Source organism: Isoptericola halotolerans (genome assembly GCF_003003075.1).
Classification (GTDB): Bacteria; Actinomycetota; Actinomycetes; order Actinomycetales; family Cellulomonadaceae; genus Isoptericola; species Isoptericola halotolerans_A.
The window spans coordinates 89817-102907 of the sequence record NZ_PVTX01000008.1 but is presented as its reverse complement, the minus strand read 5'-3'; the positions used below and the strand labels follow the sequence as shown (position 1 = coordinate 102907).

At 74.8% G+C, this 13091-nt stretch carries 13 protein-coding genes; 5 read left to right on the top strand and 8 right to left on the bottom strand.

Translation table 11 applies throughout. From position 1 onward, the window contains the following. Positions 1-149: 149 nt before the first annotated feature. The 3 genes from BCL65_RS12405 to BCL65_RS12395 are packed head-to-tail and all read right to left on the bottom strand — an operon-like array spanning position 150 to position 2082. On the bottom strand, positions 150-833 hold the full coding sequence (locus tag BCL65_RS12405; RefSeq protein ID WP_243401035.1) for a maleylpyruvate isomerase family mycothiol-dependent enzyme: 684 nt from the start codon (positions 831-833) through the stop codon (positions 150-152). Beyond that, on the bottom strand, positions 824-1501 hold the full coding sequence (locus BCL65_RS12400; RefSeq protein ID WP_106268479.1) for a pyridoxine/pyridoxamine 5'-phosphate oxidase: 678 nt from the start codon (positions 1499-1501) through the stop codon (positions 824-826). The genes BCL65_RS12405 and BCL65_RS12400 overlap by 10 nt, the downstream gene beginning before the upstream one ends. Next, on the bottom strand, positions 1498-2082 hold the full coding sequence (locus BCL65_RS12395) for a TetR/AcrR family transcriptional regulator (protein WP_207767716.1): 585 nt from the start codon (positions 2080-2082) through the stop codon (positions 1498-1500). The genes BCL65_RS12400 and BCL65_RS12395 overlap by 4 nt, the downstream gene beginning before the upstream one ends. A gap of 111 nt (positions 2083-2193) precedes the next feature. Here BCL65_RS12395 and BCL65_RS12390 point away from each other — a divergent pair, with 111 nt between their 5' ends. Continuing rightward, complete coding sequence (locus tag BCL65_RS12390; RefSeq protein ID WP_106268477.1) at positions 2194-2895, top strand: hypothetical protein; 702 nt, start codon at positions 2194-2196, stop codon at positions 2893-2895. A gap of 24 nt (positions 2896-2919) precedes the next feature. On the opposite strand, the gene BCL65_RS12385 is transcribed toward BCL65_RS12390, so the two are convergent. Continuing rightward, the gene (locus BCL65_RS12385; protein ID WP_106268476.1) at positions 2920-4155 is read right to left on the bottom strand and encodes a GNAT family N-acetyltransferase; all 1236 of its coding nucleotides are present in this window, start codon (positions 4153-4155) and stop codon (positions 2920-2922) included. Between the two features lie 88 nt (positions 4156-4243). Between BCL65_RS12385 and BCL65_RS12380 the strand changes: the two genes are divergently transcribed. After that, a complete protein-coding gene (locus BCL65_RS12380; protein ID WP_106268474.1) occupies positions 4244-5596 on the top strand; it encodes an MFS transporter in 1353 nt (450 codons plus the stop codon). Between the two features lie 5 nt (positions 5597-5601). Here the strand turns inward: BCL65_RS12380 and BCL65_RS12375 are convergent, their stop codons facing one another. After that, a complete protein-coding gene (locus BCL65_RS12375) occupies positions 5602-6081 on the bottom strand; it encodes a GNAT family N-acetyltransferase (protein WP_106268472.1) in 480 nt (159 codons plus the stop codon). A 53-nt stretch (positions 6082-6134) separates the two neighbouring features. After that, positions 6135-6902: a DUF2599 domain-containing protein gene (locus BCL65_RS18015; RefSeq protein ID WP_165800015.1), complete on the bottom strand. Its 768-nt coding sequence runs from the start codon at positions 6900-6902 to the stop codon at positions 6135-6137. Between the two features lie 111 nt (positions 6903-7013). Here BCL65_RS18015 and BCL65_RS12365 point away from each other — a divergent pair, with 111 nt between their 5' ends. Continuing rightward, on the top strand, positions 7014-7835 hold the full coding sequence (locus BCL65_RS12365; RefSeq protein WP_106268470.1) for a siderophore-interacting protein: 822 nt from the start codon (positions 7014-7016) through the stop codon (positions 7833-7835). A 19-nt stretch (positions 7836-7854) separates the two neighbouring features. Here the strand turns inward: BCL65_RS12365 and BCL65_RS12360 are convergent, their stop codons facing one another. Then, positions 7855-8778: an NADP-dependent oxidoreductase gene (locus tag BCL65_RS12360; RefSeq protein ID WP_106268469.1), complete on the bottom strand. Its 924-nt coding sequence runs from the start codon at positions 8776-8778 to the stop codon at positions 7855-7857. A 151-nt stretch (positions 8779-8929) separates the two neighbouring features. Between BCL65_RS12360 and BCL65_RS12355 the strand changes: the two genes are divergently transcribed. Both BCL65_RS12355 and BCL65_RS12350 read left to right on the top strand, forming a co-directional pair. Continuing rightward, on the top strand, positions 8930-9718 hold the full coding sequence (locus tag BCL65_RS12355) for a hypothetical protein (protein WP_106268467.1): 789 nt from the start codon (positions 8930-8932) through the stop codon (positions 9716-9718). Then, positions 9718-10407: a class F sortase gene (locus tag BCL65_RS12350; RefSeq protein WP_106268465.1), complete on the top strand. Its 690-nt coding sequence runs from the start codon at positions 9718-9720 to the stop codon at positions 10405-10407. The genes BCL65_RS12355 and BCL65_RS12350 overlap by 1 nt, the downstream gene beginning before the upstream one ends. Before the next feature lie 19 nt (positions 10408-10426). Here the strand turns inward: BCL65_RS12350 and BCL65_RS12345 are convergent, their stop codons facing one another. Next, the gene (locus BCL65_RS12345; RefSeq protein ID WP_106268463.1) at positions 10427-13027 is read right to left on the bottom strand and encodes an ATP-dependent DNA ligase; all 2601 of its coding nucleotides are present in this window, start codon (positions 13025-13027) and stop codon (positions 10427-10429) included. Positions 13028-13091 lie beyond the last annotated feature (64 nt).

Genomic DNA, 13091 nt, shown 5'->3' with positions numbered 1-13091 from the left:
GGAGGAGCCGTTGCGGGAGGCCGTTTCGCGCGTAGTCACCTCGCCATGCTACGACGCTGGTGAAAAGTGTCACAAAGAATGAGAGCAAGGTCACAAGCGGCTGACCTGCAGTGATGTGGGTCACATCCGGGCCTCGTGGGCCTCGCCGGTCAGCGCTGCGCGGAGGGCCACGGGCCGAGCTCCGGCAGGGCGACGACGCCGCCGCCACGGCGCGCGACGACCGGCCCGGACGGTTCACGGCCCGCCAGCCAGGCCGCGACGTGCGCTGCTGAGCCCTCGATCTGCGGTGGGGGACCGCCGTCGGGCAGCCGGACCGCGAGAAAGTCCTGCAGGTGGGCGCAGAGCGCCGCGTCCCAGGAGTCGTCGGTCATCCCGACGAGGGCGTCGACGGCGTGGATGCGCACCTCGCGCCACCAGGCCAGCAGGACGCCCGCGACGACCCCGTCGCGGTACGCGACCGGCGCGGCCCAGCCCGCGTCCCCGGGCGGGGGCCAGGCGTCGACGAGTCGGGCACGGACGGCGGTGAGCGCTGCGACGTGCTCGTCGACGGAGCGCGAGGACGCGGCCTCGATGCCGGCGGCGCGGCCGGCGGCTCCACCGTCGTACGGCTCGATCGTCAGCCCACGGGCGGCGTGCTCGGCCTGTCGGGCGAGCGCGGCGGCCACGTTCGCGACGTGGGCGAGCACGTGGCCCCGCGACCAGCCGGGCAGCGCGGAGGGCTCCGCCGTCGCACCGGCGGGGAGGTCGCGTACCCGGGCCAGCAGGTCGCCCAGCGCCCGGTCGGCGTCGGCTCGTGCGTGCTCGAGGCGGTCGTGGTCGACGGTCAGGGCCACAGCAGCTCCTTGGTCCAGGCGGCGCGCGGCGCGCCCATGGTGGCGTCGGGACGGTATCGCAGGCGGGTCTGGCCGGTGCCCGTCCCGGACTGCCAGAACTCCACCTCGTACGGGGTGAGGCACCAGGCCGTCCAGGCCGGCGCGATCAGCCGGGGGTCGGCGCGCACCCGGTCCAGGGCGTCGGCCCAGGCCTTGCGGTGCTCGGCCAGGTCGCCCAGGACCTCGCTCTGGTGGTCCACCAGCCCGGCGGCGCGCGAGGCGTCCGGACGGGCGAGGAAGTCCGCCGCCCCGACCTCGGGGTGCGACGTGACGGCGCCCGTGACGCGCACCTGGCGACCCGTCTCGCGCCACAGGAACGTCAGGGCGGCCCGTGGCTCCGTCGCCAGGTCCCGGCCCTTCGGGCTCGTCGAGTGCCCGGCGAACCACCACCCGTCGGCGGTGAGGTCCTTGAGGATCACGGTCCGGGCGCGCACCGCGCCGTGACCGTCCGAGGTCGACAGGGTCATCGCGTGCGGACCGGTCGCACCGGCTGCGACGGTCTCGTCGAACCAGGTCTCGAAGAGCTGGTGGGGCGTCGCCGGCAGCGCGTCCAGGTCGGCGATCTCCCAGCCCGGCAGGCCGTCGGGGAGCACGGGCAGCGCGCGCAGGCGCTCGCGGAAGGTCGTCACAGGGACTCCTCGTCGTCGGGACGGTCACGGGTGGTCGGGTCGAGCAGCGTCACGAAGCCGCGCACGGCGGCGCGCATCGCCTGCGGGTCGCCCGTGGCGCGGGCGAGCACGTAGCCGCCCTGCACCACGGCGACGGCGGCGTGCGCCCGGTCCGTCGCGTCGTCGGGCGGGACGCCGGCCTCGGTGAGCACCTCGGCGACGGTGGCGACGAGCCGGTCGAAGAAGGTCCGGACGGTGGCGCGCAGGTCGTCGTCATCCATGACGGCCTGGTCGCTCGTGAGGCGGCCCACCCGGCACCCGGCCAGCGCGTCACGGGGGCGTTCGAGGTATGCCAGGACGCGGCCCAGGGCGGGGGAGTCTCCCGACAGCTCCTGCAGCGCCGCTGCCAGCGCCTGGTCGGCGGTGGCACTCACGGCGGCGACGGCCAGGTCGTGCTTGGCGGGGAAGTGGTGGTACAGGCTGCCCTGCCCGACGCCGCTCGCAGCGAGGACCTGGCGCGGGCTGGTGGCCCCGACCCCCTGAGCGGCGAACAGCTCCTGGGCGGCGGCGACGAGCCGGTCGCGGGTGGCGGGAGTTGGCACGGGTGCACTGTACCTACCTCTAGGTATGGCGTCCACGTCCGGGCGGTTGTGGCGGGGCGGTCGGGACGCCAGGATGTGACCCGAGCCACGGCGGCGAGCAGGAGGAGCGAGATGAGCCACGATCCAGCAGCACCGTCGGGACGGGTCTCGTCCGGTGGGCGGATCGCCCGGCGGCCGGACACCGGCCAGGTCGCGTCGATCGCCACCCTGTTCCCGGCGGAACCGGACCTGCCCGCCGGCCCGGGGCGCGGCCTGGTGCCGCGCCTCGAGTCCCGGGGCGTGCAGACCGCGGTCCTCGCCGCGGCCGTGGTCCTCGCGCTCGTCGCGACGGTCGGCGTCGCCGTGCTCTGGTCGGCCAACCGGAAGCTGGCGGGCGAGGTGCAGACGGCCGTCACCCAGGCCGAGAGCGCCCAGGCGGAGTCCGCCCGCCTCCGCGCCGAGCTCGCGGCCGCGCCGGACGCCGCGACCGTCGACGCCCTGACCGGCAGGGTGCAGAGCGTCGAGGACTGGACCGGGTTCCCCGCCGAGGGCTCCGGGGGGATGGACGACCTGCAGACGCGCCTGCTCGAGGTGTCGAACGGCATCGACAGCCTGGAGTCCAACCTCCAGAACGGGCTCGGGACCGTCCGCAACGACCTGGCGACGGTCCGCGACGACCTGCAGACCCGGCCGGACGCCGCCAGCGCCGCCGACGTCGACGCGTTGCGCCAGGACGTCGCCGGCCTCCGAACCGCCGTGGACACGATCCGGCAGGACGTCGGCACCCTGTGCTGGGCGCTCGGCTACCGCACGGACGTCGCGGCGTCCTGCTGAGTCGTCCAGAACCTGCTGAGCCGTTCAGAAGTAGTCGCGCACGTGGACGTCCCGACCGTGCCACAGGGCGTCCCACAGCCGGTCGTGGGTCGACGGCCCGCGCACGTGGCCCGCGAGGCGGAGGTTCGCGGTCGAGGCCGCTCCTGCGTAGCTCAGCGCGATGCCGGACGAGGTGAACGTCAACCGGTCGGGCTCCCGCCCTGCCGCCGGGACGGACGGGGCGTCCGGGTGGACCTGGGCCACGCCGTCGTGCACCAGAAGCGTCCAGGAGCCCTCGACGTCGGGGGTCCGCGGATCGACGACGGAGAACGGCACGCGAGCACTCAGTGGCGGCAGGCAGGCGGTCCCGAGGGCGGCCGGGACGTCCAGCAGCCGCAGCATGTACGGGCGGCTCGTGGTGGTGACCGTGTGGTCGGGAAGCACCAGGCGGCTCGGGTCGGACCCGGTCCACGCGCCCGACGTCGAGAGCCGCACCGAGCCGGCCACCGTGCCGAACGACCCCAGCACGCGCCACAGCGCCCGGGCGGCGTCCGGGGTGAGCGCGACCAGGTCGTCGACCTCGATCGTGCCCGTCCCGTCGTACCCCGAGCCCCGGTTCCAGCTCGCGAAGCCCAGGACCTCGTCGTCCGGACCGACGGCCAGGCTGATGCCGGTATAGCCCGACTCGAGTCCGAACAGCTCGTCGGGCTCGGGCAGGAACGGCTTCTCGGTGCGCGTGAGCGGGCCGTTCTGCGCGGCCGCCCACGTGCGGTAGACGGCGCGGATCGCCTCGACGTCGGCAGGAGCGGCGCGCCGGGTACGCACCCCGCCCGCCGGCGGACGGACCGTGGCGAGCGCCGCCATCGGCAGGCGTGCCTCGTCGTAGGAGCCGATCACCTCGTAGCCGAGGCTGCGGTAGATCCCGGCCGCGCTCGGGTAGAGGGTCGAGATCACCTCGCCCTGCTCGCGTGCCTCGGCGAGCGCCGCGTCGAACAGCGGCCGGAGCACGCCCTCGCCGCGCCGCTCCGCGGCGACCGTCACCCCCGCGAACCCGGCGGTCGGGACGGCCGCGCCGTGGAACCAGGAGGTGAACCGGCGCACGCCCAGCGTGGCGACGAGCTCCTCGCCGTCGTACGCCGACCACGGGCGGACGTTCGCCGACGGCCAGGTGCCGGGCTCGGGGGCCGGCCGGGGCGTCGCGGGAGCGCCGAACGCCTCGTCGCCGAGACGTCGTGCGGCGGGGACGTCGGCGACGACCGACCGGCGGATGACCAGGTCCATGGCCACACGCTACTGACTCCGGGCCCGCTGCGGCACGCCGGCGCGGTGCGGCTGGTCGGAGTCGCCGACCGGCCGTAGCGTGAGGCGCGTGGCCACCACCTCCACGCAGCGGCGTGTGCTGCTCGTCGCGATCCTCGCGTCGTTCGTGTCGTTCCTCGACGGGACCGTCGTCAACGTGGCCCTGCCCGCGATCGCCGACGAGCTCGGCGGGCCGGGCGAGGCCGGCCTGACGCTCCAGCAGTGGGTGGTCGACGGCTATCTCGTCACGCTCGGCGCCCTCATCCTCGCCGCCGGCTCGCTCTCGGACGTCTACGGTCGCCGCCAGGTGCTGTTCGTCGGGCTGCTGGGGTTCGCCGCGACGTCGGTGCTGTGCGCCGTGGCCCCCACCGGCGCCGTGCTCGTCGTCGCACGCCTGCTCCAGGGCGTCGCCGGGGCGCTGCTCGTGCCCAGCTCGTTGGCGCTCATCATCTCGACGTTCGAGGGGCCGGCTCAGTCCCGGGCCATCGGCACCTGGACCGCGTGGACCGGCACCGCCATGATCGTCGGGCCGTTCGTCGGGGGCGGGCTGGTCGACCTCGTCTCCTGGCGCGGGGTGTTCTGGATCAACGTCCCCGTGGTCGCGGTGACCCTCTACCTGCTGCGGGGAGTGCCGCCGTCGGGGGCCACGAGCGGGCGGCGCATCGACGTCCCGGGCGCGGTGCTCGCGGCCGTCGGGCTCGGCACGACGGTGTTCGGCCTCATCGAGCAGGTGTGGCCGCTCGTCGGCGTCGGGCTCGCGCTGCTGGTGGCGTTCGTCCTCTACGAGCGCCGGGCCCCTGACCCGATGCTGCCGATGCGGCTCTTCGCGGTGCGGAACTTCGCGTGGGGCAACGTCGCCACCGCGGCGGTCTACGGTGCGCTGGCGTTCGGCGGGTTCGTCCTGACGCTGTTCCTGCAGCAGGTCGCCGGCTACTCCGCGACGGCCGCGGGGGTGGCGCAGCTGCCCATCACGTTCGCGATGCTGGCGCTGTCCACCCGGTTCGGGACGCTCGCGGGCCGTCACGGGGCGCGATGGTTCATGACCGTCGGCCCGGTGGTCGCCGCGTGCGGGTTCCTGCTGATGCTCACCATGGACGCCGACGCGAGCTACGTCACCGAGGTGCTGCCGGGTGTCCTGGTCTTCGGGCTCGGGCTGGCGATCACGGTCGCGCCCCTGACGTCCGCCATCCTCGGTGCCGTGCCGCCGTCCGACGCCGGGATCGCCTCGGCGGTCAACAACGCCGTGTCCCGGGTGGCGGGCCTCGTGGTCATCGCGTTCGCGGGCGTCATCCTCGGCGGGGTGCTCGACGTCGAGTCCTTCCACCGGGCCCTGGTGGTGACGGCTGTGCTGCTCGTGGTGGGCGGACTGGTGAGCATGGCCGGGATCCGGGACCGGCCACGGGAGACCGCGCCCGCGGGCTGACCAGCTCACAGAGTCAGCTTGAAGCCCTCGTGCGACGCCGCGTAGCCCACCGAGGCGTAGAACCGGTGGGCGTCGGGACGCTGCTTGTCCGAGGTGAGCTGGGCGAGCGTGCAGCCCCGTGCTCGCCCCCAGTCGTGGGCGTGCTCCATCAGGCGGCGCCCGATACCGCGGCCACGGAGCCGGGCGTCGACCCGGACGGCCTCGACCTGCAGCCGCGTCGCGCCGTTGCGCGAGATGCCGGGGATCGCCGTCAGCTGCATGACGCCCACGACCGCGCCGTCGAGCTCTGCCACGACCAGCTCGTCGTGCGGGCTGGCGGAGATGGCCTCGAACCCCGCGACGTGGGCGGGACCGAAGCTGCCGGTGCGCCGGGCCGCGACCGTGTCGTCGGCGATGAGCTCGACGATCCGTTCGAGGTCGTCGCGCACGGCGGTGCGGAACGCGAGGCGGAGCGTGCCGGGAGCAGGGGTCGAGGCGTCGTTCACGCCTCGATGCTAGGTGGTCGCCGCGACCTGCGAGCCCGGCCGCGCTCGCGTGACTACTCGGTGGGGTTGCACCGGTCCGTGAGGACGGCGACGAGCCCGACGTCGGGTCGCCACGGCTCGAGGTTCCACGTGTCCTTCTCGGGTGCGCCGATCGAGTGGCAGACGAGCTGGTCGTGCATGACGGGGGTGTCCACCTCGGGATCGGACGCGACGAGCTCGGCCCACACGAGGTCCGTGCCGGCCTCGCCGCCGGACCGGGCCCAGGCGGTGGGGTCGACGGCGAGCGACCGACCGCCCTCGCGCTCGCCCCAGTCGGCGCTCTCGACCGCCTCGGTGCCCAGCACCGTCTCGGCGGTGCTCGCCTCCGGGGGCGGGTCGAGGCGCACGCTCGTCGTGTCGACCGCGGTGACGACGGCGCCGCCGGCGACGGGGGAGAGGCCCGCGACCGGGGTGCCGCCGTCGTCCAGGATCGTCACGCTCGAGTCGACGTTCACCTCGAGGCTCCCGGCGGAGGTCAGCGTGATCGTGGCCGGTGCCTCCGGAGCGGTGCCGACGCGGACCGTGACCGTGCCGTCCGCGGGCACGACCTCCACGGCGCGGGCGCCGCCACCCGTGGGCACCGAGACGGTGAGGGTGGTGCCGCCCGAGGACACCTCCGTCACGGCGGCGTCGGAGGGTTCCGGTGCCGGGCGATCGCTGGGCGGCGCGGCAGCAGCCGACGCCGAGGCCGACGGCGCGGGTGCCGGTGCGTCGGGCTGCGCCGTGCAGGCGCCGAGCAGGCTGCAGGCGACGACGACGGTGAGGAGCGGGAGGCGGCACACGCGCCCATCGTGCCCGACCGCGGTCGTCCGGTGCGCGCCCGGCAGGTCGGTGGTGTCCGCGTGCCGGGACACCCCTTCACACGTGGGTGAGGTTCGCCTAACCTTATCCGCATGTCGTCTCACCACGGTCGCAAGCCGGTCGATCCACAGGTCGTCGTCGCCGAGGTCGTGACCACCAAGCAGGTCACGCCGCACATGATGCGCGTGACGCTGGGCGGGCTCGACCGCTTCACCCCGCTCGGGTTCGACCAGTGGTTCCGGCTGTTCCTGCAGCGTTCCGGGCAGGACATGCTGCGCCCGCCGACCCGGTCGTCCGAGTGGGGCTGGTACCTGCAGTACCTCGCCACGCCGAGGTCACGGCGGCCGTGGGTGCGCAACTACACCGTCCGTGCCGCCCGGCCCGACCTGGGCGAGATCGATGTCGACTTCGTCATCCACGCCGACGCGGAGGGGAGCTCGGGTCCGGCGGCCGACTTCGCGACGACGGCGCGGACGGGCGACACGGTCGGGCTCCTCGACCAGGGGGCCACCTACGACCCGCAGCACCCCCACGACTGGACGTTGCTCGTCGGCGACGAGACGGCGCTGCCCGCCGTGGCCGGCATCTGCGAGTCGCTGCCCGCCGACGCCCGCGGCATCGCCGTCGTCGAGGTGCCCACGGCGGACGACCAGCAGGACTTCCGCGCACCGTCCGGCGTGGAGGTGCGCTGGGTCGCCCGGGACGAGACCACCGGTGCGGACGCGGTACCGGGGCAGGCCGCGCTCGCCGAGGTCCGCCGGCTCACGCTGCCCGACGGCGTCGGGTCCGCCTACGCGGCGGGCGAGGCCGGGCTGGCCACCGGCGTGCGCCGGCACCTCGTGGCCGCGGGCATGCCCAAGGCGCACATCACGTTCCTGGGTTACTGGCGCCACGGGAAGCCCGCCGCGGGCTGACCGGCCCGGCCCTCGTCGTTCAGACCCGCACGACGATCTTGCCGCGCACGTGCCCGCCCTCGCTGGCGCGGTGCGCCGCGGCGGTGTCCGCGAGCTCGTAGGTCTCGGCGACCTCGACACGCAGGGTGCCGGCGTCGAACATCGCGGCGAGGTCGTCCAGGTCGCTGGTCGACGGGCGCACCCACACGTACTGCCCGCCGTGCTCGTCCCGCGCGGCCGGGTCGGTGATCGAGGTGATCGTCCCGCCGTCGGCCAGCACCGCGGCGGAGGTCGCCACGGCGTCGCCGCCCACGTAGTCGAGCGCCACGTCGACGCCGTCGGGAGCCAGCTCGCGCACCCGCTCGGCGAGGCCGTCGCCGTAGGTCACCGGCTCGGCGCCGAGGGACCGCAGGAACTCGTGGTTCGCCTCGCTCGCCGTCCCGAGGACGCGGGCGCCGAGCGAGCGGGCGATCTGCACCGCGAAGGCGCCCACCCCGCCTGCCGCGGCGTGCACGAGCACGGTGTGCCCGTCCCGCACGCCCGAGCGGCGGATCGTCTGGAGCGCGGTGAGGCCCGCCAGCGGGACGGCCGCCGCCTCCTCGAACGTCAGGGAGCGCGGCTTGCGCGCCAGGGTGCGCACGGGAGCGGCCACCAGCTCGGCGAACGTGCCGCCGTGCACGACGTCGGTGCGCACGTACCCGTACACCTCGTCGCCCACCGCGTACTCGGGGGTGTCCAGTCCCACCTGTTCGACGACGCCCGCGACGTCCCAGCCCGGGACCACGGGGAAGTGGGCGTCCATCAGCCCGTCCAGGTAGCCCTGGCGGACCTTCCAGTCGACCGGGTTCACGGAGGCGGCGCGGACGCGGACCACCACGGCGTCCGCTCCGGGATGGGGGTCGGGCTGCTCGGTGAGCTCGAGGACGTCGGCGTCGCCGTACTGGCTGTAGGTGATTGCTCGCATGCCAGGGGCAACCGACGACCCGGCCGGGCCATTCCGAGCGCCCTTCCCACCGCCGTCGTCACCGATCTCGATCCGGACCCATCCGGGGGCCGCAGGACTCCGAACCCCCGACAGGTCGCGAACGTCGTGGCCTGGAACGAAGGGATCGATCATGAAGGCACGCACCCGCGCCGCGCTCGTCGCGCCGGCCCTCTCGCTCGCCGGACTGCTCGCCGTCACCGGCCCGGCCTCGGCCGCGGACGGTACCGCCCAGGGTGACCTCACGCCCGTCCCGCTCAACGGCGTGGACGGCAGCGGCGAGGCGATGGTCTGGGTCGAGGGCACGACCCTCACGGTGGAGTTCGCGGCGTCCGGCCTGCTCGCCGGCAGCCCGCACGCCGCCCACCTGCACTACGGCGAGGACGCCAAGAACCAGTGCCCCGTCGAGGGCGACGACGCCGACGGCTCGGGCACGATCACCACCTCCGAGGGCGTCCCGTCCTACGGGTCGGTCCAGGTCTCGCTGACCACGGAGGGCGACACCTCGGGCGACTCGGCGCTCGCCGTCGACCGGTTCGACACGGCCGAGGGTGGCGAGATCGACTACCAGCGCGGCGAGATCGAGGTCTCTCAGGACCTCGCGGACGACATCCTCGCCGGTGACGTCGCGCTCGTCGTGCACGGCGTGGACCACGACGGCAGCGGCGCCTACGACGGCGACACGGAGTCGGACCTCGACCCGTCGCTGCCCGCCGAGGCCACCGACCCGGCGCTGTGCGGCATCCTCGCCGCCTCGCAGATGGACGAGATGCCGGCCGGTGGCGTGCAGACCGGTACCGGTGGCACCGCCGGGACCGAGAACCTCGGTCTGATCGCCGGTGGCGGCGTGGCGCTCCTCGCGGGTGCGGGCCTGACCGCCGGGCTCGTCGCGCGCCGTCGGACCGTGGGCCAGGACTCCTGATGGTCGGCCGACGCGTGGCCGCCGTCCTCGCCGCCGGGCTGGTGCTCGGCGGCGGGACGGCGGTCGCCGTCGGGCTGGGCACGCAGGAACCGGCGCCCGCGCCGGTGGAGGAGACCAGCCCGCCCCGGTCCTCGTCCACCGCGCCGTCGCCACCGACCGAGGCGCTGCCCGGGCCGAGCCGTACCGCCGAGGCCGGCGCGCCGTCGGCCGCAGCGTCCGCCGAGCCGCCGGCGGAGGAGCGCAGCGCCCTGCCGCGGCGGGTGCGGATCCCGGCGATCGACGTCGACTCGCGGCTGCTGCACCTGGGCCTGAACGACGACGGCACCATCGAGGTCCCGGCCGGGGACGACATCGACCGTGCGGCGTGGTTCGACGGGTCGCCGCGGCCCGGCGACCAGGGCCCGGCGGTCATCGAGGGACACGTCGACAGCCCGAACGGCGAGTCGGTCTTCTACGACCTGGCCACGCTGGAGCCGGGGCAGAAGGTGCACGTGGACCGGGGCGACGGCACCACCGTCACATTCGAGGTGGACCGCGTCGAGTCGTATCCCAAGGACGAGTTCCCCACCCGTCGGGTCTACGCCAACACCGACGGGCCCGAGCTGCGCGTCATCACGTGCGGCGGGGCGTGGGACGCGAGCGTCGGCCACTACGAGGACAACACGGTCGTCTACGCCCACGAGGTGTGACGACGCGAGCCCTCGTCGATCACTCGACGCGGATGTCCTGCGGCCGCTTGTCCGTCCGCCGCCCGCGCCACACGGCGTGACGGAGGCTGCCGCCTCCCGGTGTGCCGTCGGTCCATCCGGCGTGCGACACCTCGACGACCTCGGTGGGCCGCACCCAGCGCGCCCCCGCGGCGTCGAGGGCGGGGACCTCGGGGACGGGCGGCTCGTCCTGCTCGAGCTTGACGAGCGCTGCGGCGAGCCGCCGCCGCTCGGCGTCGCTGAGCCCGGTGCCCACCCGTCCGACGAACCGCAGGTCGCCCGCGTCGTCGGGCACCGCGAGCAGCAGGCCCCCGACGGACCGGGGATCCTCCGTCGGCGTGCCGCTGCGCAGGGGGCGCCACCCCACCACCACGGCCTCCTGCATGGCGACGTGCTTGGCCCGGAGCCAGTCGCGCGACCGGCGGCCGACGGCGTAGCCGGAGCGGCGCCGCTTCGCCACCAGACCCTCCAGCCCCAGCCGCCGCGACTCCGCCATGGCCTCGGTCGCGTCCCCGGGCAGGGGCTCCGGCACGTGCACCGGCCGGCGGGCGTCGACGACGCGGGCCAGGATCCTGCGGCGCTCGTCGTACGGGTGGTCGGTGACGTCCACGCCGGCCACGCGCAGCACGTCGAAGAGCACGAGGTCGACGCCCACGGCTCGGCGTGCGCGCTCGACGTCGCGCGGCCGGGCCAGGTTGGCCCGCTGCTGCAGACGACGGAAGCTCGGCCGCCCCTGCGCGTCGAGCGCCACGATCTCGCCGTCCAGCACCAGCGGCAGCTCGTCTGCGGGGACCATCCCGCCGAGCTCAGCGAGCTCGGGGAAGGTGGCGGTCAGGTCCCGGCCCGAACGCGACGTGAGGCGCACCCGTGCGTCGTCCAGCACCTCGACGATCGCCCGGAACCCGTCCCACTTGGCCTCGAACGCCCAGTCGTCGGCCGTCATCCGGGCCAGCTCGGCAGGCGCGGCGGTCGTCGCGAGCATCGGGCGGGGCGCAGCGCCCGGCGGGCTCTGCTGCACGGTGGACGACGGCGAGGGCTCCGTGCGCTCGGTCGCGTCCGGCCGGTCGGCGGGCTGCGCGACCGGCGTGCCGGGATCTCCGGCCTCCTCGGTCGGCGCGCTCGCGCCGTCGGGCTGCGCCTTGGTGCGGTGGATCAGCCACGAGCTCTCGCTGCCGTCCCGGCCGCCCGTCTGGATGAGGGCGAGCCTGCGCCGTCCGCGGCGCGGGCTGTCCAGCGTGACGATGACCTCCTTGCCCTCGCGCCACTTCTCCAGCTCGTAGGTGCCGGCGTCCCAGATCGTCACCTCGCCGGCGCCGTACTCGCCGGCCGGGATCGTGCCCTCGAAGCTCCCGTACTCCAGCGGGTGGTCCTCGGTCTGTACCGCCAGGTGGTTGTGGGCCGGGTCCGTCGGCTCCCCCTTGGGCAGGGCCCAGCTCACCAGCACGCCGTCGTGCTCCAGGCGAAAGTCCCAGTGCAGGCGGCGGGCGTGGTGCTCCTGGACGACGAACGACGGGCGGGCCTCGTCGCGCGGCCGGGGCGAGGAGCCGGCAGACCCGGTCGACCCCTCCGGTCGCGGGTCCGCGCTGCCGGTGACCGGGCCGAACGGTTCCGGGGTCCGGCCCGGGTCGCGCTTGGAGCGGTACGTCCCGAGCCGCTGGAACGAGGCGAGCCGCTCCGGCGTCGGCTCGAGCCGGGACAGATGGCCGGTGAGCAGCGGAGCCAGCAGGTCGCCGTCCTCCTCGAGCCGCTCGAGGACCTCGGCGTACCCCAGCTGGCGCAGGTCCGGGTCCTCGAGCTCGTCCCACGTCCGCGGAGCGGCGACGGTGGGTTCCTCGCGGCCGCGGAGGGAGTACGGCGCGATGGTGGTCTTGGACCCGTTGTTCTGCGACCAGTCGACCAGCACCTTGCCCTGCCGGAGCGACTTCTTCATGTCGCTGACCACCAGGCCGGGCCGGGCCGACTCCAGATGCCGGGCAAGCTCCTTGGCGACGGCGGAGACGTCGTCGGACGTCAGCTCGCCGTGCGCCGCGGTGAGCGCGGCGTACAGGTGGATGCCCTTGGAGCCGCTGGTCACGGGCAGCGGCTCGAGGTTCATGCCGACGAGGATGTCGCGGGCCAACCGCGCGACCTCGGCGCACTCGGCGAGGCCCGCACCGGGGCCGGGATCGAGATCGAGGACCAGACGGTCCGGTGCGAGCGGTGTGCCGGTGCGGCCGAACTGCCACTGCGGGGTGTGGATCTCGAGGGTGGCGGTCTGGCCCAGCCACGTCAGCGTGGCGAGATCGTCGACCAGGACGTAGTCGTTGGTGGACGACGTGTGCCGGATGGTGCGCCGTGGGACCCACTCGGGCGTCGAGGCGTCGAGGTTCTTCTGGAAGAACATCTGCCCGGTCACGCCGTTCGGCCAGCGCTTGCGGGTGGCCGGCCGGTGCGCGGCGTGCGCCACGAGCGCGGGCGCGACCTGCGCGAGGTAGCGCAGCACCTCGCCCTTGGTGGTGCCGGTCGCGGGGTAGAGCACCTTGTCGAGGTTGGTCAGCTGCAGCCGGTGGCCCTCGACCGAGACCGTCTGGGACCGGCTCCGCGGGGCGTCGGCTGCTGCCATGGGTTCATGCTGCCTCGCACCGGCGCGGCGCGCAGTTCCGCCCCGCCTCGTCGGTCGCGAGCCG

Excerpts from the sequence above, each read along its gene's own strand:
- BCL65_RS12390 (WP_106268477.1), top strand. The coding sequence starts at position 2,194 with ATGAGCCACGATCCAGCAGCACCGTCGGGACGGGTCTCGTCCGGTGGG.
- BCL65_RS12355 (WP_106268467.1), top strand. The coding sequence starts at position 8,930 with ATGAAGGCACGCACCCGCGCCGCGCTCGTCGCGCCGGCCCTCTCGCTC.
- BCL65_RS12350 (WP_106268465.1), top strand. The coding sequence starts at position 9,718 with ATGGTCGGCCGACGCGTGGCCGCCGTCCTCGCCGCCGGGCTGGTGCTC.
- BCL65_RS12360 (WP_106268469.1), bottom strand. The coding sequence starts at position 8,778 with ATGCGAGCAATCACCTACAGCCAGTACGGCGACGCCGACGTCCTCGAG.
- BCL65_RS12345 (WP_106268463.1), bottom strand. The coding sequence starts at position 13,027 with ATGGCAGCAGCCGACGCCCCGCGGAGCCGGTCCCAGACGGTCTCGGTC.
- BCL65_RS12385 (WP_106268476.1), bottom strand. The coding sequence starts at position 4,155 with ATGGACCTGGTCATCCGCCGGTCGGTCGTCGCCGACGTCCCCGCCGCA.
- BCL65_RS12365 (WP_106268470.1), top strand. The coding sequence starts at position 7,014 with ATGTCGTCTCACCACGGTCGCAAGCCGGTCGATCCACAGGTCGTCGTC.